Here is a 22,981-nt window from a genome sequence, read left to right as displayed (position 1 = left end):
CTCAGCTCGCCTCCGAGAACTCGATTCGGGCGATCCACTTCACGTTGTGGGTGCCGGGGGCCGCGGGAACCATGACCCGGGCCGGGAATCCGTGGTCGAGGGAGAGGTCCGCTCCGTTGACGCGCAAAGCGACCATCGAGCCGGCAGAGCAGACCTGTGCGGCCGAGAGCGTCACCGTCAAAGAGTCGAGCGACTCGATTTGCGCGCGGCCGGGTCGTTCGATGCCGACGAGTCGCGCCAGGGCGGCAAGGGGGACGCCGGTCCATGCCTGCGTCGTCGACCAGCCTTCCGTGCAGGCGATCGGCAGGTGCGCGGTCGTCAACGGCATGCTGGTCAGCTGTGCCCTGCTGACCGAAAGCCGGCGTGCCCCCACCAGGACCAGCCGCCAGTCCGGGCCGGTCTGCGCGGCGGTGATCCGGCGCCCCGCCGCCGTGTGGTTCACCGGAAAGTCGTTTCCTGCGGGGCCACTCGATCGGTAGTGGGTCCCCACCAGAGCGAATCGGCGCATGAACCCGCCGACGTTTTCGCCGGCGGTCACCGCGCATACGACGAGCGAAGTTCCGCCGACAAGGGCGAGGACGCCCCGGCGGGAAATCGTCGGAGCGGCCGGTTCGGGCGGGACGAGCCCGTGGTCGACGTCCTCCGGGCGAGTACCGTCGAGCCCCGTCCGCAGCTCGGTACGCAGACTCCTCGAGCGCAGCGCGCGCAACATCTCCCCGAATTTCACACAAACATGGACGACGAAGCCGGCGATGAAAGCCCAGGCGCCGAAGAAGTGCGCGCTGTAGAAATCGATCGTCGTGAGGTAGTCGATGTTGAGGATTCCCGTCGTCATCTCGAACAGCACGCCGCCCACCACCAGGACCAGGCTCAGCCGCTCTAAGAGCCGGGCCACCGAGCGCCACGGCGGCCAGGTGAAAAGCCGGGGAATCACCGACCACAGCTTTGCGAGCACCACCGGGACGAGCGCCAGGCCCAAGATCACGTGGATGCCCTCGGTGAGCCGGTAGACCCAACTCGGCGACGTCAGCCAATCGAACAGGTAGAGCCCGAACAGGCCGCGCGCCGGGTTGGGGTCGTTGGTGCTGAACCGGGGGTTGTAGGCGGCGTACGAAATCAGCCCCGTGACGAATTCGACCGGGATTCCGATGAGCAGGACCAGACCGAACACCGACGTGAGCCAGGGCCCCCGGATGGGGCTGCGCCAGGCGCGGGGTCCGTTCACAACTCAGCCCTCCGGAAGGCGATCGCAGGCCGTCGCCCGCCTAAACTATAAGTCGTTGAATCGGTTCTATTCTCGTCCAATAGTATGTAAGCTGTGCCTTCTGGTGCATCAATGGTATAACGCATACCTGGCAGCCAGGTGTCGAGGTGATGACCGGGGATAAGGCGACCGGGGTTGGGGTTGAGGGTTCATGAGTCTGGCTCGTGAGTCATCTGACCCGGCGCATGACTTGACCACCCCCGACCTCAGACCTGCCCAGCCGTCGCGGACGTCCGAGCTGAGCCGGCGTCCGGACTTGCGGGCACGCATTGATTGGGCGCGCGGGTACATCGATCGGGCCCGCAGCGACTCACTGATCAGAAACGGCGTCTTCAGCACCGCGACTCAGGTGGTGAACTCCGCGTTCGGCTACGCCTTCTGGCTCTTGGCGGCGCACCTGTACAGCCCCTCGACCGTTGGACTGACGGCCGCGGCCACGTCGGCCACCAGCATCGTGCTCATGCTGTCCTGCCTCGGGGTCGGCGGGATGCTCATCCAGTCGCTTCCTCGACAGGCGAAGGAAACCGAGTGGTCGGCCACGTTCTGGGCGGGGGTGGCGACGGTGACGTTGTTCGCCGCGGCCCTGTGTGCGGGCAGCGTCGCGGTGCTCCCGCTGATCTCCCCCGAACTGGCGGCGCTGCGCGGCGTGGGCTTCGCGGCCGTGTTCACTGTCGGCACCGTCGCCCTCACGGTGGGCGTCACGCTCGACTGCGTCTTTCTCGCCGAACGCAAAGCCAACTATGCGTTCAGGCGCAACTTCGCCGTCGGCGCCGTCAAGGTGCTGATGCTCGGCCTCGTGGCACTCGTCTTTGCGCCGGACGCGGTGCGCCTGCTCGGGGCCTGGGGAGCCGGGGCCGTGGTGGGCCTCGGTTTTGGTGCGGTGCTGCTCGCCCGGCGGATCGGAGTTGCGCGACCACCGGAACTTTCGGTCCTGCTGCGGACCGCTCGGGCGTTTCGCTCGCGCGTCACGCTTCACCAACTGATCGGGCTCGGCGCGGGGCTGTTGACGTATCTGCTTCCGGTGATCGTGACGGTGCGACTCTCCGCGCGCGACAACGCCTACTTCTACACGACATGGATGTTGGCGGCGCTCTTCCTCGTCATCGCACCCGCGTTCTCCAATAACCTGTTCGCCGAGGGAATGCACCGGCCCGAGGAGATCGGCGCGCTGGCTCGGTCGGCGTTCAAGACCCTGGGCGCCATCATGGTGCCCGGCTTGGTGGCCATCCTTGTTTTGGGTGGGACGATGTTGTCCGCCTTCGGTCATTCCTATACCGGCCACTCGGTGGGGCTGTTGAGGTTGGTTGTGCTGGCCTCGATCCCGGACGCGGTGGTGCATGTCTACGTCGGAGTGCTGCGCGCCGAGGCGCGGCTCGTCGCCGCGGCCGTGCTGTTGGTCGGCATCGGCGTTGGCACCGTGGTGATTTCGTGGTTTCTGCTGCCGTCGATCGGCATCAGCGCGGTGGGCTGGGCATTCCTGGCGATGCAGCTGTGCGGCTGCGCATACGTCGTGCTGGATTGGCGCCGACAGGCTTCGCGCGCTCGGGTGCACAGCGGCCAGGAGATCCGGTGAGGCCCCGGCTCGAATTCGTTTCGGCCACCGACGGCGACGACGTGGACGAGAGGACGTTGGTCGGAGCCGCGACGTGGCGCCAGGCCCAGGGCTTCTTGACAACTCTCAGTGGCGTCGCTGCCGTCCCCCGTCGGTACGGCCTCAGACTTATTCGTTCTGGCGGCGCGGCCGACGTCAAACCGATCGGCGACGGCCGGGCGGCGACATCTGGCGCAACGGAACCACTTCCGATCCGATTCACCCCGGAGGAGCCGCGGTCCGCTCGATTTTCTTACGGGTGGGTAGCGCTGATCGTGCTCTGCAGCGCGGCCGGGCTCGGCGTCCTCTGGGTGGCCGACCAAGCCAATCGAAACGAAAATACTTCCTTCCCAACGTATGTGATGTTCTGGCTCGGCGTGCTGTTGATCTTCGTTCCCGTCGCCATGCGGGTCCTGGCACGCGACGTCAATCCGCTGGAGCGACTGACCCTTGTCGTCTTCCTCGGGCTGGCCCTGTATTTCGTGAAGGTGTTGGGCTCGCCCTACGACTTCACCTTCGTCGACGAGTACGTCCATGTGCGCAATACCCACGCGATCATCAGCAAGGGTCACCTGTTCACCTGGAACCCGCTCCTGGACACGGCGGCTTACTACCCGGGACTGGCCGCGCTCACCGCCGGAGTGGTGGAACTCACCGGGCTGAGCATGTTCGCCGCGGGCCTGCTGATCATGGGCATTGCCCGCGTCCTGGTGTGCGCGTTCTTCTACCTCATCTTCGAGAGCGTCACGCGTTCGGGCCGCGGCGCGGCGCTCGCCAGCCTGGTCTACATGGCCAACCCCATGTTCTTGTTCTGGTGCTCGACGTTCACCTACGGGAACCTTGCGGTTCCCCTCGCGGCTTTCGTGGTCTGGTGGGTCGGCCGCACCCGCAACCGCGGTGGCTTCGCGCCCATGGTCATCGCGGTGGTGGGCATCATCGCGGTGACCCTCACCCACCACGTCGTCGGGTTCATCCTGGCGGGGCTGCTCGTGGCCTGGTGGCTCGCCGAGCGTGTCGGCTGCCACGCGACGAAGGCGGCGCGACGCCAGGTCGGAATCCTGGCAATGGTGGCCTGCGGCGTGACGTTCACCTGGTTCTTCGTCGTGGCGCGTCCGGCCGCGGCTTACCTGATCACGGGCAATCTCCTTCCGGCCCTGCAGAGTACGGTCAACGTCATCCGCGGGACCACCGCACCGCGCAAGCTGTATCACATCATCGCCATGGCCCCACCGGCGTGGGAGCCCATGGCGGGTTATGCGGCCGTTCTAGTGCTCTTGGGGGTCCTGCCCGTCGCCCTGCTCCGCGCGCGGTGGTCGTGCCGCCGGGCACCCGTGGCCGTCGCCACCATGCTGGCGATCGCCTTCCCGCTCAGCCTGGTGCCGCGGTTCGCCCCGAACGGCGTCGCGGTATCGGGTCGGTCCTCGGAGTACGTTTACACGGGCCTGGGTTGCGTGTTCGGCCTGTTGTTCGCCGCGGCGGCAACGAGATGGTACGAGTGGCGGCTGTCCGGGCGCGGCGGTCGCGCCGGGCGCGGCAGCAAGATCCGAACGGGCCGCCTGGCCAATGCAATTGGAAACGCCTGGCGTGACTCGCTGGTCCCGACCGCTATCGCCGCCGCCCTCGTGACCGTCGTGTTCGTCGGCAACGTGACCGTGGGCACCCGGTTCTTCGAACGGCTGCCGGAGGGGTCGAACCCGCACGGGTATGAGAGGTCGTTGCAGCCGGACGTCATCGCCGCTTCGATATGGGCTCTGCAGCACCTGGGGCCGAACAACATGTTCGGCGCCAACGACATGGACTCGTGGGCGCTCGCCACCTACGGAGATCAAGACCTCGCCGACTCGCGCCTGCTCTGGCCCATCTTCTTTTCCGAATCGATCAACAGCGCGATCGTGCAGAACATCAAAGAGCTGCGGCTGCGGTACCTGCTGGTCAATTGGCGTATGACGCTTAGCATTCCGAACCTGGCCGATCATTATGTCCACACCCAGGAACCCGAGGCCGGCCACCAAAGCCACCCGTTCCCGCCGGCAGCTCTCGAGAAGTTCTCGGCCGACCCTTGCATCAAGCTGATCTACGACGCGGGACCCATCCAGATCTATGACGCCTCCCAGATCGAAAGCGGTGCCTGTTCATGAGCCTCGCCTCACCCGAAGCCTCCCAAACCGGCATGACCACACGCGCCCGCCGGCTGTGGTTTTACACGTCATTCGCCGCCGGCTGCGCCGGCATGAATGCGGCAACCGGCTACGCGGGGCCCATCCGCGTCCCGCAAATCATTCAGCTCGTGCTGGGCCTGCTGATGGTGTTCCTGGTCCCCGGTTTGTCTTTCGTGTGCGCCGCGCTGCCCGACTGGCAGTCATGGGTCGAGCGGCTGCTCGCCAGCTTGGGTATCAGCATCGCCGTGGCGACGTGCGCGGTGGTGCTGCTCGCGGCCATGCCAATGGGCTTCTCGCGACAGCCATTTGGACAGTTGCTAGGGGGCATCACGGTCGTGCTTTCCCTTGGCGGGCTGTACCGCTTGAAAGCAGGCGCCATAGTCTGGGAGCCCCGCGCCTGGATCAAGAACGCGCTCTCATTGGTCGAAGAACGCGTCGCCGCCGGGCAGCGCGACGCGCTGAGGTTGAACAACCGCACAACGACCGCGAGGCCGCAGCCGCCTTCGGAGACCGATGGCCGCCAATCCGTGATGGTCCTCAACTTCTCGTTCGACGGAAAGCGCGCCGACCCGCGCGCTTGACCGTCGTCGTCTTGGGTTTCGCCTCGATCATCCTTCGCCGAGTGCGCGCCCCGCGGTCCGGTGTGCGACCACCGTGTAGAGCGGCACCGGCAAGGTCACCCGATGCCGGGTAGACAGCTGCCGGTGATAGGTCAGGGTCGACGATTCGAACCCCAGCACGCCGAGGAACCGCTTGACCAGCTTGGGGCTCAACGTCCACCACGTTTCGTCGGGGCTTCCCGTCTTCGGATTCGGCTTGAAGCGCATGGCCGGCCGCTGGAACATGTCCAGCATCTTGAGCGGGAATACGTCTCGGGGAGAAAGGATGTCGGTGACAATGACCGTCTCCCTGGTGAGGCGGCACGCGTTCCAGAGCGCTTGGAACGGGTCGCGAAGGTGCAGGAGGATCGAACCGAAGGTCGCAACATCCACCGCGCCGATCTCCTCGGGGACCGCATAGGCGGACGTGTACACCACTTTGGCTCGGGAGTTGAACGCTCCATGCGCCAACCACCAGGCGTTGTTGATCTTCCGCATGTGTGCTTTGCGGGCCGAGTCGTCGTCTGCCGCATCAGATGTGGCGAATGGAACGATGTCCCAGGACTGCTCCTCGGACAAGTCGACGCCGACGACGTCGGCCCCGCGCCGCTCCATCTCGAAGCAGAGGAACCCGTTTGCGGTCCCCATCTCGAGCACTCGCTTGCCCGTCAGGTCGACCCCGCCGAGGTAGCGGTCGACCCCTCGTCTCAAATCCCATTCCCCGTCGAACGTGCCGTGACCCGGGATGTCGATGGTGTGGTAGAAAAAGCACGATTCGGGGTCCGTGACGGTTCGCGGTGGCGCGTAGATCGACGGCGTCGGTGTGAGTTTGGTTGCAAGGTTGTCGCTTAGGACGTCCACGGTTTAATTCCTTCCTTGGGGGAAACTGCAAATAGGCGTTGGTGTCTGCGGAGCGTATTCATTTGTCGGTCACACTCGCGGCCTCCGCTCGTGTGCTGGCATGTGCGAACCATTGGTTCGCGTTTCGAGCATGTCGTGGAAAACCTGCTCCCAGGCCCCCACGACCACGTCCGAGGAGTACGCGACCGCCCTCTCGCGAGCCGCCGATCCCAATCGGGCGCGCAAGGGTGCGTCGGCGACGATGCGCTCGAGCGCATTGCGTAACGCCGGTACGTCACCCGGTGGCACGTGAATCCCGTTGACGCCGTCTTGCACCAGTTCGGCCAGCCCACCGACCGCTGACGCGACCACCGGCCTCCCGGCGGCCATCGCCTCCGCGGCGACCAGGCCGAAGGGCTCCGGCCACACCGAAGGCACCACGGCGGCAAGGCAATTGCCCCATCCGCGCAGTACCTCGTCACGGGGGAGGATGTCGTCGGAGACGATGACGCCGGGCGGGAACGAGGTCGGGGTGTCGTGTCGCCGGATCCCGGCCAGGACCAACGGCGGCCTGTTTTGCAGGCCCGACCAGGCCTCCAGCAGGACGTCGATGCCCTTGTGCGGTCCGAGCGCGCCGGCGAACATGAGGTAGTCGCCTTCGGGGGGCACGAAGGCCGGACGCGGTGCCCGCGCGGCCTGGAATGCCTCGTCCGGGACGAACGGCGGGATCACGTCTATCCCCTGGCCGCTACCGGCGACCAGTGGCGCCGAGGCGTTGGCAACGAATCGGCTGTTCGCGACGTAGCGATCGACACGCCCGCGCCACGGCTTCATCGCCGCCAGTCCGGTGGTGAGTGCGAAACCCTTTGCCGCGCCGTATTGCTCCCGCGAGCACGAGAGGCATTTCGCGTACCCGGGGCCCGTGCAGACGCTGCCGCGATGAACGTAGCCGACCCTCGGGCAGACGAAGCCATAATCGTGCAGCCACACCACCAGTCGTGTTTTCGCCGACGGCAGCAGAGGCAGCAGCGAGTACAACAGCCACGAGTGCACATGGACGATGTCCGGCTGCCGCTCCTCGATGAGCCGGGCAATCGCGCGGACCAGGCCCGGGTCGGGAAGCGTTGGGTGAAAGGGCTTTTCGGGGTCAACGTAGAGCGAATTGAGAAGGCGCCCCCACCCGGCCATCCGATGTACTCGTACGTCGCCGTCGTGCTCGGTGCGCGGTCCCTTCGCCCCGGCCAGAGTCAGCACGTCGACCTCGTGGCCCCGGCGCGCCAGCTCACGCGCGAGCAGTTGGACCGCGAGATCACGCCCACCCACCAATGGGGGTGGGTAGCAATCGGTTGCCTCGAAGATCCTCACCTCATGTCTCCTGTCGCCGACCTAGGCAAGCGCCGGTCGCAGTGCCTCACCGACGGCGCCGGTCAGGTAAGCCGCATACGACTTGCTGAAGTGGAACCGCTCGTAGTACACGCGGATGTCGGCGATGACGGGTTCGCATCGATCCGCACACACCCATGGGACGGTCGGGACGTACAGCGCCCCGGCCGCCGACGCGGCGGCTTGCTCGGCTTCGGGACTTCCCGACGGCATGCCCTCCGATCTCGGCACGCTGCACTGTTGAACCGCACTGGCATGGGCCGCCAGGCAGTGCGCGTCGTCTTTCTCCCACGTCGGGATGGCGCCGAGCATGGCGAACCGGGTTTGGGGTTGGGCCAGTTCCCGGAAGGTCGAGGCCCAGCCCTCCTGCCACTGCGCGGCGGTCGGCTGGCTGCCGTCGGCGAGCAGCTGCGTGCCGGCGCCTGTCGCGATCACCAGATCCGGATGCAGTTTCCGGATCGCGGCTACCGCACTCCGATGGAATTGATAGCACTCGTCATTCGGCGCCTGGGTCTGATACGACATGAAATGGAGGTTCAGGGCGGGGCAGCTGTTCATGTAGAACGTGCGCAACTTATAGCCGTTCGCCGCGGCCACACCCTCGAGCGCCGCCCCCCACATCCAGGCGCGGGAATCTCCGAAGGTAACCATGAGCTTGGTGCCGTGCTCGGCGCCGGCCGCACATTGCCCGAATTCGTGCCCCAACTCCGACTTGGAGAAGTCGACGAACTCGGGAGGAAGCGCGATCTGGTAGCAGTCGAAGCGTCCCGTGGCCTTGGCCAGGTCCAGTTTGGTCAGCGAATCCGCCACAGACTTCGGCAGGACGTGAAGGCTTTGGGCGGCCTGGACGGCTTCGAGCACCTGCGCCTGCCCCACGGATGACGGCTGGAGTTTAGGTGGGTTCCAGGTTCGCTCGTGCGAAGCGATCTGATGCTGTGCCACCGCGACCGTCAACAAGGTCAGGGCCACACCGATCGCCAGAGTCAATTGCGTCCGGGACCTCAAGAAGGCGGACCGGCGCACGGGATTCTCGATCACTCGAAACGTGATCGCTGAGGCCGCGACCGCAACCAACAGCAAACCGGAGTTTTGCCACGCGCTGAGCTGGTGCCCGGCATATCGGGCGGCGATCACGAGAATCGGCCAGTGCCACAAGTAAAGCGAATAGGACCGCGCACCCAACCACTGCATCGGGCGAACGGAGAGGACGCGGCCGACGACCGTCTGCGGGTTGCCGCATCCGGCCGCGATCAGCATCGCGCTGCCGACCACCGGGATGGCCACGGCCCAGCCGGGATAGGGCGTCGACGACGTCAGAATCAGTGCGCTGGCTGCGATCCCGGCCAAGCCCAACAGAGCGCTCACCTGGTGCACCGATTGAGGCGCTCGGGAAACCGCGGGCCCGAGCACTGCGACCAGGGCTCCCAGAGCGAGTTCCCAGGCGCGGGTCAGCGGAGAGAAATATGCCCACGTCGCGTTCGACGACGTCTGAACAACCGACCACGCAAGCGAAGCGCCGATGACCGCCAGCAGCGAAGTGGTGAGGACGGCGACCACGTTGCGGCGCTTCGACAGGCGAACGACGATGGCTACCAACAGAAAGAGGGTCGGCCAGGCCAGGTAGAACTGCTCCTCGACGCCGAGCGACCACATGTGCTGAAGAGGTGACGGCGGCAGTCGCGAGCCGAGGTAGTCGGTCCCTTGCTCGGCGAAGTGGATGTTCGCCGCGAACACGGCCGTCCATTTCGCATCGTTGGCGACTTCGTTCCCGGAGATGAAGCCCAGCAGCTGATAGGCCGCGAAGATCGTGGCGAGCACCGTGAGGGTCGCCGCCGGAAGGATGCGCCGCACCCGCCTGGCATAGAAGCGCCAGAGCGAAATCCGGCCGTCGTTGATCTGCTCGTGCAGGAGCAGGCCGGTGATCAGAAATCCGGAGATGACGAAAAAGACGTCCACACCGACGAACCCGCCGGTGAAGGGCTTCCCGTAGCCGTGAAACAAGAGCACGAGTCCGACCGCGATGGCGCGCATACCCTCGATGTCTGGGCGAAACCGATCGCCGCGCCCGGCCGCCGGCGAAGGGACGGCATCGGCGAGTCGCGATCGACGGGCGACGGCGGCATCCAGCGATGCGACCGTCGTGTCGCGGTGTGCCGTCGCCCGATGCGTCATCACGCTCCCGGACGGGACTTCGCTCGGGACGGGCTTGCCGCCCCATCCCTTAGCCGCGTGATCACGAACGGCATCTGCTCCTCCCAGCGTAAGCAGGGGACCAAAGCGGTCCGTTGGTCACCGCGGCCCGTGAGTCCGACGGGTTGAGCGTATACCGAAGATGCGCTTATACGGGCACAGTACATCCATTTTGTCTCAAATAGGGCCGATTCGCAAACCTATAGTTTCCTCGGACCGGAGCGGATGTGCGCCCCACGCGACCGCCGCGATCGGCGAAGCGATAGGCCGGCACCCGACGGCTCATCGCCAACGCGTCATGGCAGCTTGCCCGCCCCCGTCACCGCGGGGGGACCGGCTTCGATGCCGTCGGGCGCGCCCTCGTCCGCCGGCCTCAGGGCGCGCGCCGGCCACAGGGACCACAGCGTCAGGTATGCCAGCCCGAACAAGGCCCCGACCGCGAGCGCCAAACCGGTCGGCTGGACGTAGGCAAGCGGCGAACGCACCCAGTCGAACGTCGTCGCCGCCACCGCGCCCGGCTGGGTGAGCAAATCCCAAGAGTTCCACCGCTGAAACCGCCCGATCACCACGCCGATGGCGCACAAGCCGACCGACACCACCACCGCGATCCACCCGATCACCGGGCCGAACTCGCGCTCGATCCGCCGACACACGAGATGCACCGAGACCACGCCGAGGATGACGCCGGTCCACGCGGCGACGCCGTATTGCATGACGTGTCGCCACAATTCGACGTCGTGACGGAGGTGCACGAGGTCGGTCATCAGGTACGGGGCATTGGGCAGGAACGCCAGCCACAGCAGCCCGATTGGCACCAACCAGATCCGGCGGCGTACCACGCCGAAACCGGCCGCACAGAACACCGGAATCCACGCCAACGCCAGGTTCCACACGAAAAAGCGCGTCGGATAGCTCGCCGGGGGGAACGGGTCGGTGACACCCAGGACGAGTGTCAGCCCGGTGGTTGCCACCAGCGACACCACCAAGACCACCCGGCGCGCAGACGTCATGAATGCAGTTTGCCAGCCACGAGCAAGCGGTTCGATGACTGCGCGCCCGCCGCGGCCGGCTCGGTCAGTCCCGTGACTCGGAGTAGGGCAGCACCCCTGATGAGAACGCTTGAGGCACCAGAACTTTCGCGATCAAATGGTCGGGCACAGCGGTGGCCACCAGGAAAATCACCACCGTATCGGGAACGTGGAGAACGGTCGGGCGATGTCCGGACGTAGCCGCCGCTGTGGGTCGAACAGGCCCGTCTGCATGTCTTTCGTCGTGCCGAAGTCGTAGGCGGACCAGGCCAGGGCGCCCATACAGCGGGGATCGTTGTCGATCATCGCGCGGACCGCGCTGTAGTAGGCGGCTCGCTCCTCGGGTGACGAGGTGTTGGTGATGCCGAACTCGCCGATGATCAGCCTCTTGTTGGCATTGGCCGGGTGACCGTACGCCTGGAGGGAGTCCGTGGCGTGGGGCAGGTAATAGACGTGGAAATCGAGAAAATCGCCCAGGTGGTCGGTGTAGTAGTCCTGCGCCCATCCGCTGCGCGCCGTGACGCTTCGGGAATAGGTGATCGGCAGCCCGGCAGACCGAACGATGCCGCCCAACTCGGTCAGCATTTCGGCGACCGGTTCTGGCTGGTTGTATGTCCAGCCGACCGGCGCCAGCGGCTGGGACGCCTCGTTGACGATGTCAACGCCGAGGACGTTGGGGTAGCTCTTCAGCAGTTGCGCGAGCTGGCGATAGGTCTCGGTGGATTGCGCCCAGGTGTATCTGCCCCAGTGCCCCAGGTCGCCGCCGCAGGCGTAGACGAAGAGGCCAAGAGCCTGGGCGTGGTCGAGGAACTGTTGCCACCGGGCCAGGTACTGCGTGAGTGTGATGCTTTCCAGCGCCAGGACCAGCGTGTTGCCGAAGATGCGGACCGCATTCGCGATCGTCGCGATGTCCTCCAACTGCGGCGCGATAAGCCCGTGCCAGTCCCAGACACCCCACAGCGACGCCCAGATGTCGTTGCCGTCGGCGGCGGTCGTCTGAGTGAAACTGTTGACGAGGTTGACCCCACGGAACTTGGCGCCCGGAGGGATGCCGGGATCGCTCAGGCTCTGGGCGTTCAGGATGGCCGCAGCGCCAACGGATCCCGACAGCGCACCGACGGCCGCGAGGCCGCTGGCCCCGTGCAGAAATGTCCTGCGCGAAACCTTGCGCGTCATCTACGGGTCGCTAGCAGCCGACGGCCGGTCATCGGTCGTCGCCTAGGTGAGTGCCGGTTGGAGTGCCTCGCCGAGTGCGCCGGTGAGGTAGACCGTATAGCTGTTGGTGAAGTGGAACCGGTCTTGGTAGACGCGGGTGTCGGCGATGACGGGTTCGCATCGGTCGGCGCATACCCAGGGCAGGGTGGGGACGTAGAGCGCTTGGGCGGTGGTGGCGGCGGCTTGCTCGGCGCCGAGGTTTCCGGATGGGATTCCCTCGGCGACGGGCACGCTGCATTTTTGGACTGCCAGGACGTGGCCGGCCAGGCAGTGGGCGTCGTCGTTTTCCCAGGCGGGGATGTCGCCGAGCATCGCCAGCCGGGTTCCGGGTTGGGTCAGCTGCTTGAGGGTTGTCTCCCAGCCTTTTTGCCATTGGGCGGGGGTTGGCTGGCTGCGGTCGGCGAGCATATGGGTGCTGAAGCTGGTCACGAGGACGAGGTCTGGATGCAGGTTTCGGATCGCGGCGATCGCGGCCGGGCGGAATTGGTCGCAATCGACGTCGGGCGTGCCTTTCTCGTACGAGAAATAGTGGAGATCGGGCGGCGAACAGGCCGCCATCAGGAAGGTTCGCAGCTGGTAGCCGTTCTTTGCGGCGATGCCTTCGAGCGCCGCCCCCCACATCCGGGCACGCGAATCTCCGAATATCACCATGCGTTTGGTGCCGTGCTCATCGCCGGCCGCACACTCTCCGAACTCCGTCCTCTTCGGGTCGACGATATTGGCGGGAACGTCGACGACCTGGTGGCAGTCGAAGTGCCCTTTGCTCATCGGCCAGTCCTCGTTGGTCAGGAAGCCCACCGTGCTGGGCAGGGCGTCGGTGGTTTGGGCCGCGTGGACGGCTTCCAGCACCTGCGCGCCGGTGGCGGCCGTCCGGGCCGGGTTCGTCGAGGCGCCCTGGGGGCCCGCCCCCGCGTTCGACGTCGAGCACGCACTCACCGCGACGGCGGCGGCAGCGATCAGCCGTGCGGCTCGGTGTCCGTGCCGCTTTTGAATCCCGAAAGTTGTCATAGGTTGCGACTCAGTTCGTAGCTCCGCGGCTGACCGCCCGCTTGTGTCCAAAAGGCATGATACTTGAAGTTGGGCGTAGCGCTTCGCATCATATGAAAAGTATGTATGATCCCTCTTTATGTGTATGGCCGGTACGGACGTCCGGACGCCTCGACTAGCGCTGTCGCCGGGGACGACGTGCCGTTTCGCGACTCTGCACTCTGCTCTCGCCGCCCGCAACGATTAGCCAAGGGACAAAACATGCCCGCACACACTGTGACGGCCAACTATTGGTTACAGGCGAACACGGGTCTCCGCGAGCGCGACAGGCGGCGGCCGGCCCACCGGGTCCGTTCCCGTGCGCCCTTGCGGATCGGCCTCGCCGGCGGCGGAACCGACGTGTCGCCGTATTGCGACACCTACGGCGGCATCGTCCTGAATGCCACCATCGACCGATACTGCTACGCCACCCTGGAAGAGACCACGGACGGCGCCATCGAGTTCCGCGCACCCGATATCGAGGTGGACGACCCCGTCGCCGATGGGCCGAAGCCGGCCGGGTCGGGACCGCTGACGCTGCACCAAACCATCTATGAACGCCTGACTCGCGATTTTGATCTGGGCCGGCCGGGCGTTCGCCTGACTACGGTGTCGGACGCACCTCCCGGTTCCGGCTTGGGCTCTTCGTCAGCTCTGGTCGTCTCGGTGGTGGAGGCGTTTCGCGAATTCTTCGCCTTGCCGCTCGGTGAGTACGACGTGGCACGGCTCGCGTTCGAGATCGAGCGCAACGACTACGGCCAGGCCGGGGGAAGTCAGGACCAATACGCAGCGACGTTTGGTGGCTTCAATGTGATGGAGTTCGGGCCCGGCGGACGGGTCATCGTGAATCCCTTGCGAATCAAGGAGGCAACGCTGCGCGAGCTCGAGGCATCGATCGTGCTGTTCCACACCGGGGTTTCGCGCAAGTCCGCCGAAATCATCGAGCGTCAGACCACCTACATTTCAGCGGGCTCCGCGTCGCAACTCGCAGCTACCCATGAACTCAAGGAAGAGGCGATTGCGATGAAGGAGGCCTTGCTGAAGGGGGATCTGGTCCAGCTCGCCGGAGTTCTCGAGCGGGGATGGCGAATGAAAAAGAAACTGGCCGAGGGCATTTCGACTCCCCGCATCGAACACTGCTTCGATGTCGCGCTTGCGGCCGGCGCCCTCGCGGGAAAGGTGTCAGGCGCAGGTGGCGGGGGATATGTCCTGTTCCTCACGGACCCGGTCCGGCGGCCGGCGGTCATGCGGGCTCTGGGCGACTTGCACTTCGGCGCGGTACAGCCGGCACATTTTGTATCGGAAGGAGCGGTAGCGTGGGCGCTGCGATGAACACCGAGATGCTTGCATTCATCGACGGAGAGATGGCGAAAACCCGCGCCAGCCTCGACGCCTTGCAAGATCTGCGATACGGAACAATTCTGGCGGATATCTCCTGCGCGATCATCGAATCCTTGCGGTCGGGCGGAAAGATCATGTTCTGCGGAAATGGCGGATCGGCCGCGGATTCGCAGCATCTGGCCGCCGAGTTGGTCGGCCGCCAGAACTACGATCGCGCTCCTGCTGCCGGGATCGCCTTGACCGTCGACACTTCGGCCCTCACCGCGATCGGTAACGATTACGGATACGAATTGGTTTTCGCCCGGCAGGTTGAAGCGCTCGGGCGTGCCGGGGACGTTCTCATCGGGATCTCGACCTCGGGTCGCTCGGTGAATGTCGTCAGGGCGCTCGAGGCCGCGAAGGCGATGGGTGTCGTCACCGTCGCTTTCACCGGCAACCAGCCCAGAGACATGGGCATCGCCGAGTATCAATTGAATGTGCCTGCCAGCGAAACGGCCAAGATACAAGAGCTTCACATCATGTGTGGCCACATGATTTTCGCTCTGGTGGAGCGGGCGCTCTTCCCGATCGAGCGAAGCGCAGACGAATTTCTCTTCGACACCACGGGCGTGTGAGCGTGGTCGAGATTTCTCCGGCAAAGCCCATGCGCGTTGAGACGACCCCAGCCGGCCGAACGAGCGGGATGCGGCCATCGGATATCGATGGGGGACCCGACGACGTCATGCTCGTCGGCCCGGGCGCTCGTTTCCTCTCGGCCGTCGGATACCACAACGCCGCGATAGCCAATGCCTTCGCGCGTCGCGGCGATTCCGTGAGCGCCCTGCTGATCAGGGAGCTGTGCCCGCGTCGCTTCTACCCCGGACGCGACAGGGTCGGAACGTATGGCCCCGAGGCCCTGCACCTCGAGGGCATTCCGACCTGTGAGGGCCTCGATTGGTATTGGGGCGCCTCAATCTTTCGTTCGATCCGGTTCCTCTTACGGCGGCGCCCGAAGGTGGTCCTGCTCCAGTGGTGGGCGGCGCTGACCGCGCACAGCTACCTGGTGGTCGCGTTGGTGGCCCGGCTGATCGGCGCGCCGGTGGTGTTGGAGATGCATGAAACAACGGACGTCGGTGAGGCGGCGGTCCCCTTCGTCACCTCGTACGCCCGGGTGGTGATGCGCCTTTTGGCGCGGTTGGTCTCCGGGGTGGTTGTTCATTCCAAGTCCGACATCGATGTGATGCAGAAATTTTATCCCTGCGTGCGGCGACTGCCCTTTTCGGTCGTGTTTCCCGGACCGCTGGAGGACGTGGGCGATGGTGAATCCGCCGCCAAGAAACGGGTGCGCAGCGAAGGAGATCCGGTGCGGTTTCTCTTCTTTGGGGTCATCCGCCCGTACAAGGGCATCGATGAACTCGCCGCGGCCTTTTCCATGCTGATGCGCGACGGGGTGCGCGCCCATCTGACGGTGGCCGGCGAGCCATGGGGCGGCACGGAGGAGGCCTTGCAGACTATTCGAGACACGGGTGCGGAGAATCACGAGATCATCCTGGGATTTCTTCCGGAAGACCAAGTCCGAGATTTGTTCGAAACGACGGACGTCATCGTCGTCCCGTATCGCCGTGCCTCGGCCTCGGGACCAGTCAACTTGGCGATGGAAGCGGGCCTGCCCCTGGTCACCACGAAGGTGACCGCGCTTCAAGAGGCCTGCGAAAATTACGGCGGAGTCGTTTTCGCCGACGTGGGAGATCCGGTCGGGCTGCGCGACGCCATGCTGCGATCCATAACGAAAGTCGGTACGCGCTTTGATAATCCGCACAGTTGGGATGCCAACGCCGATTGCTACGCCGATTTCTTTCGCGAACTTGCCGAGCGGTGACGTGCGATCGAAGGCCCTCACAGCGACCTCGATTCATGCTGCGCTACCTGCGAACTGAAGCCCCGACGGCGCCTCGGCCCGCGCTGTTCCTGGACCGCGACGGGGTCCTGAACCGGCATATCGTCGACGGGTACGTCATCGAGCCCGGCGACTTCGAGCCGATAGACCTCGCGCTCGAGGCGGCCGCCGCCGCCCAAACGGCCGGTGCCGCACTGGTCGTCGTCACCAACCAGGGCAGCATCGGCACCCGCAAGGCAACCGAGTCGCACGTCATGGCCATCCACGCCCTGCTTGTCGCCGCGCTCGCCGCGCACGGGATCGCCATCGACGCGATCTACACGTGCCCCCACCATCCGCGGTCCGCCGACCCGGCGCAGAGATATTGCGAGTGTCGAAAGCCGAAGCCCGGCTTGATCCTTGCCGCCGCGCGCGACCTCAACCTGGACCTGGCCCGGTCAATGCTGATCGGCGATCAGCCCACCGATATCGCCGCCGCCCACGCCGCCGGGATCGCGCCGGATCGAGCGCTGCTCGTCGGGCCGACCACCGGAACGGAATTGGCCGGCTGTGTCCGCGAAAAGCTTGGACGGTACGAGAACTATGTCGACCGGCGCCCGCGCATGAGGCGCGTGGCGAACGTTCGCTGATCAAGCGCTGTCCACCGCGAAACGGCCAGGACGACCGGCAAGCCCGTGTCTTGCGAGGTGCCGTCGCGACGGCAACGCGTGGCGTCCCTTTGCCCTGACGAAGACCTCCATGTCAGTCCGGGCCAACGCGCACAGCATGCCGACGGCGGCGACCGGACGCATCCCGGACCCTCCGGATCGAAATGCGGTCGAGAATGCGTCGACGGCCGCTGCCCAGTTTCCGGAGATCAATTCGACGCGCCCCCTGGCGATTTCGGCTTCCTCGTTCTGCCGGGAGCCGTCCGCGCGCACCGCCCCTTCCAGGTCGGCGGTGATGCCTGGCGGAAGGCGGTCACTGACGTCCGACAGGAACGTCTCGAGAAACCGAGTCCTGTCGTTGGTGGTGTTGAACCAGCTGCGTGTCGTTACCTGCGTCGAGTGCCGGCGCCAATTGCCGAGGAGCCTTGGTGAGGGGGCGAATTTACCGGTCATTGCGAGTCGGAGCCAGGTGGGAAGGTCGACGTAGTTCGTGTTCTCCGGTTGCCAAAACCCTCCGACCTCGTCGAGGGCCGTCCGTCGAATCATCACCGTCGACGCGTTGATGAAGTTGAGCCGCACCAGGGCGGGCAGGATCGAGCCAACCGGTTCGTTGCGGGCGACGGCGCCGCGCGGCTTGTGCCAGTATTTCGCGTAGGTCACCCCGTTCTCGTCCATGAGACCCGCTGTCCCGTAGCTGAGTACGACGCCGGGATCGGCGAACAGTGGCAGCTGGTGCTCGATCTTTTGAGCGGGCCACGTGTCGTCACCGTCCAAGATCGCGACAATCGGACTTTTCGCGCTGGCGAGTGCCAACTTATACCCACGCGCCAGTCCACCGATTCCTTCGTGGGGCCTGCGGATAACGACGATTCGCGGATCTCCGAAGGACTCGGCAATCTCGGCAGTGCCGTCCTGGGAACCGTCGTCGACGACGATCATCTCCCAGTCGGGATTTGTTTGCCGGAGAACACTTTCGATGCAGGTCCCGATGAACGCACTGTGTTGGTACGTCGCCGTGAGAATGCTGACGGATGGCATTGACGCCGCCTAGCTGAGCGCAGGTTGGAGTGCCTCGCCGAGTGCGCCGGTGAGGTAGACGGTATAGGTGTTGGTGAAGTGGAACCGGTCTTGGTACACGCGGATATCGGAGATGACTGGTTCGCATCGCTCGGCGCATACCCAGGACAGGGTGGGGATGTAGAGCGCTTGGGCGGTGGCGGCGGCGGCCTGCTCGGCCTCGACGTTTCCCGACGGCATGCCCTCGGCGACGGGGACGCTGCATTTCTGGACTGCCATGACGTGGCCGGCCAGGCAGTGGGCGTCGTCGTTTTCCCAGTCGGGGATGTCGCCGAGCATCACCAGCCGGGTACCCGGTTGGGCGAGTTCCTTTAGCGTTGTCTCCCAGCCTTTTTGCCATTGGGCGGGGGTCGGCTGGCTGCCGTCGGCGAGCATATGGGTGCTGAAGCTGGTCACTAGCACCAGGTCTGGATGCAGATTTCGGATCGCGGCGATCGCGCTGCGGCGAAATTGGGCGCAGTCCCCGTCCGGCACGTGTTTCTCATATGAAAAGAACGGCAGGTCCAGCGGCGCGCAGTCGCCCATGTGGAAGGTCCGCAGCTGGTAGCCGCCCTTCGCGGCGATGCTTTCGAGCGCCGCTCCCCACATCCCGGCGCGGGAATCCCCGAACGTCACCATGCGCTTGGTGCCGTGCTCGGCGCCGGCCGCACACTGCCCGAACTCGGATACGGAGGGGTCGAGGACATTCGCCGGCAAACCGACCTCGTGCGGGTCGACCTGGTGGCAGTCGAAGTGCCCGGTCGCCATCGGCCAGTCGGCTTTGGTCAGAAAGTAGCCCACCGCATCGGGTAGGGCGTTGATGGTTTGGGCCGCTTGGACCGCCTGAAGCACCTGAGCCGTCGTGGCGAAGACCCGGTCCGGGTTCGGTGGGGCGCCCTGCGGCAGAGCCGGCGCGTTCGACGTCGAGCAGCCACTGAGAACGAGGGCGGCGACCGCGATCGTCGCGACGGATGCTTTCCACCCGGGCCTGAGGATCTTCGTGCAGAACGCCCTTGCCGCACAATACTTTTGGATCATCGCCGGGCCTGGTGCTGCTGGGTAGATCTTCAGGACAGAGCCAGCGGTTGGCGGCTGAGGAGAACGTCGGCCGCATGCGCTCGAGCTTCGCGCCACCCCCGGTGGGAGATGTCGCGGTATGTCGTCTCGGTAATCGCCGGCACCTTGTCCTCGTACACCCACCGATAATCGTTGTGCATGTCGTAGACGTGGAAGCCCTGCTCTTGGAACGGCCGCAACGTGGCCTCGATTTCGGTCCTCACCTCGAGTGCCACCACCAGGTTGGGATGCGTGAAGTCAGCGGCTATTTGGGGCGCGATGGCCGTTTCGGCGCCCTCGACGTCGACCTTGATGAACGAGACCCGCGGAGCGTCGGCGCCGACGAGGGACGCGAGCGTGTCTGCGGCCACGGCCGTGGGAATCCAGGTGCTTCCCGTGAAGCGGCGGTCAAAATCGCCCTTGGCCGGTGGGCTGAGCCGGGAGAAGGCATCAACGCTGGGATGCAGGTAGAAGGTGAGCTCGCCTTTCTCTGGGGCGCACGCCGCCTCGACGACGTGAACGATGCTGCCCGCCCCATTGAGCTCGACGTTGGTGCGCAGCCGCCGCGCGGTGTCGGGCGCGGCTTCGATCGCGATGACCTTCCCGGACGGACCGACGCGCTTGGCGAACAGAAGGGTGAAGTAGCCGATGTTGGCGCCCGCGTCGACGCAGATGTCGCCTTCCTGGACGTGCCGCAGAATGAATTCGGACAGCACCGGTTCGTAGGTGCCGCGGAAGCGGAGGCAGGACGTGATGGCTGAGCTGTCCAGGCCGGCGACGAACTTGGTCCCGTAGATGGACTCCACCGGGGTTTCGTCCGGCTCGCTGCCGAGCGCCGTGAGCAGCTGGTTGCATCGGTTCACGAAGACTTTCTTGGCGAGTATCGGCAGGTGTTCGTTCGCGACGCATGCGCGCATGTACCCGACTAGGGCATGGCTCGCGCGTCGCTTGGTCGGGCTGAGAGCGGGCATTATGTGCTTCCCCAGGGTCTCGTTGCGGTTCAACGTGGCGGGTATGGGTGATGACTGGTAGTCGGTGATATGGGCTCAAATCATCTTTTTAGTCAGCGTATCACGTGACAGCAAGACTGTAAGAGGCTTAATATGCGTCAAAAGATACGATAGACCCGCTATAGGAAGCATTGCGTGTACCCTTCGCCGACCGCTGCCCGGATCGCGCTGCGGGTCCAGGAGGTCCGATGGAAATTGTGATCGTGGGATCTGGTCCGTCGGCTGCCGCGGCCGCCCTGGCGCTTGAACGTGTTCGCGAGGCGACGGTCACCGTTTTGGATCTGGGCACTCAGCTCGAGGACGGCCGACAGGCCGCCCGCGCGGCCATGGCAAGCACGTCGCCAGACCGCTGGAGTGCGGACGACTTGGACCTGGTCTCCGCGCTTCCGAAGGCCACGGTTGCGGGCCAGCTTCCGGTCAAGCAGATATACGGGTCGAACTTCGTGTTCGCGAACGCGGGCCAACTCGACGACATCGACGCGGACGGTGAAGCCAACCCGCTGGTGGTGTCGGGGGCCTACGGCGGATTCTCGAACACGTGGGGGGCGCAGGTGATGCCGTATTCGACGGGGACGTTCAAGACGTGGCCGATCTCGCGCCCCGACCTGGAACCGCACTACCGCGAAATCCTCAGCCAGATCCCGTATTCGGGCGAGGCCGACGACCTCGAGGAGACCTTTCCGCTGATGGGTGCTCCCGAGCATTTGCCCGCGGTCACCGATCGCACGTCGTCGGTGCTGCGGCGCTACGAACGGAATCGGATCGCCGTCCGGCGGCACGGGGTGACGGTTGGTCATGCGCGTTTGGCGCTGAAGGGATCGGCATGTCGTCGTGTCGGCCTGTGCATGACCGGCTGCCCGTACCAGCTCATCTATTCCGCGTCGCAGACTTTCGATCGGCTCAGGGCACAGCGCCGGGTGGATTACCGGTCCGGCGTGCGGGTGGACCGCATCGAGGAGGACGCGGCGGGTCGTGTGTCGGTGCACGCCACGGAAGTCGAGACGGGGCGGCGGCGGGTTTTCGGCGCGGATCGCGTCTTGGTCGGGGCGGGAGCGATCGGCACGACGAGGATCGTCGCGGGCTCCCTCGGACTCACGGATCGCTCCATCAGATTGGCGGAATCCGTTCAGTTCATGACGCCGTTCCTGTCGATGCGGCCGGTCGCCGAGCTGACACAGGACGGCCAGTTCACGCTCAACCAGTTCAATATCTTCGTCACCTTCGACAGCGACGGCAAAGAAGCCGCACTCGTGCATTGCTACCCGTACAACGACATCATGTTGGGGGCGCTCCCGGGCGTCTTGACCTCTGGCTCGCTGCGCTCGGTGGCCCGAACGGGCCTGCGGCGCCTGACCGTCGGCCTCGGCTACCTGCCCTCGTGGGCCTCGCCCCCCGTCGAACTTCGCATCGGCCCCGTCGAGGCCGACGGGTCGCTACCGCCGGTCCGGGTGACGTCGGGCCGCAATGAGGCGACGCAGCCGATGCTCGAGCGGGTGCTCCGACAACTCCGGCGTTGCGGTCGCGCGCTCGACCTGCACCCGATACCGGGTCAAACGAAACTGTCCGGACCGGCGAAGAGTTACCACTACGGGGGATCGTTTCCCATGCAGGCGAAGCCTTTCGGCCCGTTCGCCAGCGACTCCCTCGGTCGGGTAAAGCCCTGGCGCAACGTCCATCTCGTGGATGCGTCGGTGTTTCCGACCGTTGCGGCGACCACGTTCACGTTGACGATCATGGCGAATGCGCACCGAATCGCCACCGAAGCCCTAGGGGGATCGCGATGACTTCAGACCGGGTGGCGATCACGGGTGCGACCGGTTACCTCGGATCGGTTCTGTCGGACCATTTCTCCGAGCGCGGCGACGAGGTGGTCGCGTTGACGCGTCGGCGACCCGAACGCCAAGTCACCGAGTGGCGCCACTTCGAACTCGGTCGACCCCTGGACGGGGCGATTTTCCAAGACGTGGACACGCTCGTCCACGCTGCCTGGGTACTGAGCGGGAAAGATACGAGCCAACTTTGGCGCGAGAACGTGATCGGTTCGCGCCGGCTGATCGAAGCCGCCGTGAGCGCCGGCGTCGGCAAAGTCGTGTTCGTCTCGTCGATGTCCGCCTATTTCGGGACACGACAGACCTACGGCTTGATGAAGCTGGCGGTGGAACGCACTGCCCTCGACATGGGTTGCGTCGTCGTCCGTCCCGGTCTGATCTACGGAGAATCGCCCGGGGGCATGGCGGGCACGCTCCGGAAGATTTCTGGTCTGCCGCTTTGGCCGCGTTTCAAATCGGCCAAGCTCTTCCTGGCACACGAGGACGATGTGGCGCACGCGATCGCGACGGTGATCGAACACTTCGACGAGCTGTCGGGCGAGGTCGTCGGGCTGGCGAATCCGCAGCCGGTCGACCTGCCCTCGATCTTCGCGGGCCTTTCGGCCGGACATGAACGCCGGCCCAGCTTGCCCGTGCCCGCCGGACCCGTGATGGCCGTTTTACGGCTGCTCGAGCTCGCCGGCGTCCCGTTCCCATTTCGTTCCGACTCGCTGCTCGGGCTGATCGAGGCCGCCGACGCATTGCCCGGCCAGGACTGTCTCGGGCGGCACGGCGTCGAGTTTCGAAGCGTCGGGTCCGCCCGCCGGCGGGAGCCGGTGTGGCCGCCCGGTCGCGACAAGCCGGCCGTCGAACTCCCGGTCTGACTGCGGCG

The 22,981-nt window shown here is 65.5% G+C and carries 19 protein-coding genes; 9 read left to right on the top strand and 10 right to left on the bottom strand.

All coding sequences use genetic code 11. The features are described from left to right. Position 1 precedes the first annotated feature (1 nt). The gene (locus tag A5712_RS23350; protein ID WP_068110462.1) at positions 2-1,225 is read right to left on the bottom strand and encodes a molybdopterin-dependent oxidoreductase; all 1,224 of its coding nucleotides are present in this window, start codon (positions 1,223-1,225) and stop codon (positions 2-4) included. A gap of 190 nt (positions 1,226-1,415) precedes the next feature. On the opposite strand from A5712_RS23350, the gene A5712_RS23345 reads away from it, so the two are divergent. The 3 genes from A5712_RS23345 to A5712_RS23335 are packed head-to-tail and all read left to right on the top strand — an operon-like array spanning position 1,416 to position 5,595. Then, positions 1,416-2,837, top strand: coding sequence for a lipopolysaccharide biosynthesis protein (locus tag A5712_RS23345; RefSeq protein ID WP_156766735.1), 1,422 nt, complete (start codon positions 1,416-1,418; stop codon positions 2,835-2,837). Further along, entirely contained in the window at positions 2,834-4,993 is a 2,160-nt protein-coding gene (locus tag A5712_RS23340) for a hypothetical protein (protein WP_156766734.1), read from the top strand. Before A5712_RS23345 ends, A5712_RS23340 begins: the two co-directional genes overlap by 4 nt. Further along, positions 4,990-5,595, top strand: a complete 606-nt coding sequence (locus A5712_RS23335; protein ID WP_068110454.1) for a DUF1616 domain-containing protein — start codon at positions 4,990-4,992, stop codon at positions 5,593-5,595. The genes A5712_RS23340 and A5712_RS23335 overlap by 4 nt, the downstream gene beginning before the upstream one ends. 27 nt (positions 5,596-5,622) lie before the next feature. On the opposite strand, the gene A5712_RS23330 is transcribed toward A5712_RS23335, so the two are convergent. The 6 genes from A5712_RS23330 to A5712_RS23305 form a co-directional block, all read right to left on the bottom strand. Continuing rightward, positions 5,623-6,474 (bottom strand): bifunctional 2-polyprenyl-6-hydroxyphenol methylase/3-demethylubiquinol 3-O-methyltransferase UbiG, encoded by an 852-nt coding sequence (locus A5712_RS23330; RefSeq protein ID WP_068110451.1) that lies wholly within the window; start codon positions 6,472-6,474, stop codon positions 5,623-5,625. 69 nt (positions 6,475-6,543) lie between these two features. After that, the gene (locus A5712_RS23325) at positions 6,544-7,818 is read right to left on the bottom strand and encodes a glycosyltransferase family 4 protein (protein ID WP_068110446.1); all 1,275 of its coding nucleotides are present in this window, start codon (positions 7,816-7,818) and stop codon (positions 6,544-6,546) included. A 21-nt stretch (positions 7,819-7,839) separates the two neighbouring features. Further along, positions 7,840-10,008: an acyltransferase family protein gene (locus A5712_RS23320; protein ID WP_068110443.1), complete on the bottom strand. Its 2,169-nt coding sequence runs from the start codon at positions 10,006-10,008 to the stop codon at positions 7,840-7,842. A gap of 314 nt (positions 10,009-10,322) precedes the next feature. Further along, positions 10,323-11,036 carry a DUF1361 domain-containing protein gene (locus A5712_RS23315; protein WP_082973616.1) on the bottom strand — a complete coding sequence of 238 codons (714 nt, stop codon included), beginning with the start codon at positions 11,034-11,036 and terminating at the stop codon, positions 10,323-10,325. 168 nt (positions 11,037-11,204) lie between these two features. After that, positions 11,205-12,230: a hypothetical protein gene (locus tag A5712_RS23310; protein WP_068110440.1), complete on the bottom strand. Its 1,026-nt coding sequence runs from the start codon at positions 12,228-12,230 to the stop codon at positions 11,205-11,207. 42 nt (positions 12,231-12,272) lie between these two features. Further along, on the bottom strand, positions 12,273-13,277 hold the full coding sequence (locus A5712_RS23305) for an SGNH hydrolase domain-containing protein (RefSeq protein ID WP_068110436.1): 1,005 nt from the start codon (positions 13,275-13,277) through the stop codon (positions 12,273-12,275). A 240-nt stretch (positions 13,278-13,517) separates the two neighbouring features. On the opposite strand from A5712_RS23305, the gene A5712_RS23300 reads away from it, so the two are divergent. The 4 genes from A5712_RS23300 to A5712_RS23285 are packed head-to-tail and all read left to right on the top strand — an operon-like array spanning position 13,518 to position 17,141. Further along, on the top strand, positions 13,518-14,627 hold the full coding sequence (locus tag A5712_RS23300) for a hypothetical protein (RefSeq protein ID WP_082973615.1): 1,110 nt from the start codon (positions 13,518-13,520) through the stop codon (positions 14,625-14,627). Next, entirely contained in the window at positions 14,612-15,250 is a 639-nt protein-coding gene (locus tag A5712_RS23295) for an SIS domain-containing protein (RefSeq protein ID WP_197519480.1), read from the top strand. Before A5712_RS23300 ends, A5712_RS23295 begins: the two co-directional genes overlap by 16 nt. Continuing rightward, positions 15,247-16,494, top strand: a complete 1,248-nt coding sequence (locus A5712_RS23290) for a glycosyltransferase family 4 protein (RefSeq protein ID WP_156766733.1) — start codon at positions 15,247-15,249, stop codon at positions 16,492-16,494. Before A5712_RS23295 ends, A5712_RS23290 begins: the two co-directional genes overlap by 4 nt. Before the next feature lie 35 nt (positions 16,495-16,529). Further along, a complete protein-coding gene (locus A5712_RS23285; RefSeq protein WP_068110427.1) occupies positions 16,530-17,141 on the top strand; it encodes an HAD-IIIA family hydrolase in 612 nt (203 codons plus the stop codon). Here the strand turns inward: A5712_RS23285 and A5712_RS23280 are convergent, their stop codons facing one another. From A5712_RS23280 to A5712_RS23270, 3 genes are read right to left on the bottom strand one after another with little or no spacing between them, the layout of a single operon-like run. After that, complete coding sequence (locus A5712_RS23280) at positions 17,142-18,197, bottom strand: glycosyltransferase family A protein (protein ID WP_082973613.1); 1,056 nt, start codon at positions 18,195-18,197, stop codon at positions 17,142-17,144. Between the two features lie 9 nt (positions 18,198-18,206). Next, entirely contained in the window at positions 18,207-19,253 is a 1,047-nt protein-coding gene (locus A5712_RS23275; protein WP_156766732.1) for an SGNH hydrolase domain-containing protein, read from the bottom strand. A 29-nt stretch (positions 19,254-19,282) separates the two neighbouring features. Continuing rightward, positions 19,283-20,134, bottom strand: a complete 852-nt coding sequence (locus A5712_RS23270) for an FkbM family methyltransferase (RefSeq protein ID WP_197519479.1) — start codon at positions 20,132-20,134, stop codon at positions 19,283-19,285. 335 nt (positions 20,135-20,469) lie between these two features. On the opposite strand from A5712_RS23270, the gene A5712_RS23265 reads away from it, so the two are divergent. Both A5712_RS23265 and A5712_RS23260 read left to right on the top strand, forming a co-directional pair. Then, on the top strand, positions 20,470-22,065 hold the full coding sequence (locus tag A5712_RS23265; protein WP_068110417.1) for a GMC oxidoreductase: 1,596 nt from the start codon (positions 20,470-20,472) through the stop codon (positions 22,063-22,065). After that, positions 22,062-22,973 carry an NAD(P)-dependent oxidoreductase gene (locus tag A5712_RS23260; protein ID WP_068110414.1) on the top strand — a complete coding sequence of 304 codons (912 nt, stop codon included), beginning with the start codon at positions 22,062-22,064 and terminating at the stop codon, positions 22,971-22,973. Before A5712_RS23265 ends, A5712_RS23260 begins: the two co-directional genes overlap by 4 nt. The last annotated feature ends 8 nt before the right edge of the window (positions 22,974-22,981 follow it).

The sequence above is a fragment of the Mycobacterium sp. E2327 genome (assembly GCF_001672675.1).
Taxonomy (GTDB): Bacteria; Actinomycetota; Actinomycetes; order Mycobacteriales; family Mycobacteriaceae; genus Mycobacterium.
This window is presented reverse-complemented; position numbering and strand designations above follow the sequence as displayed.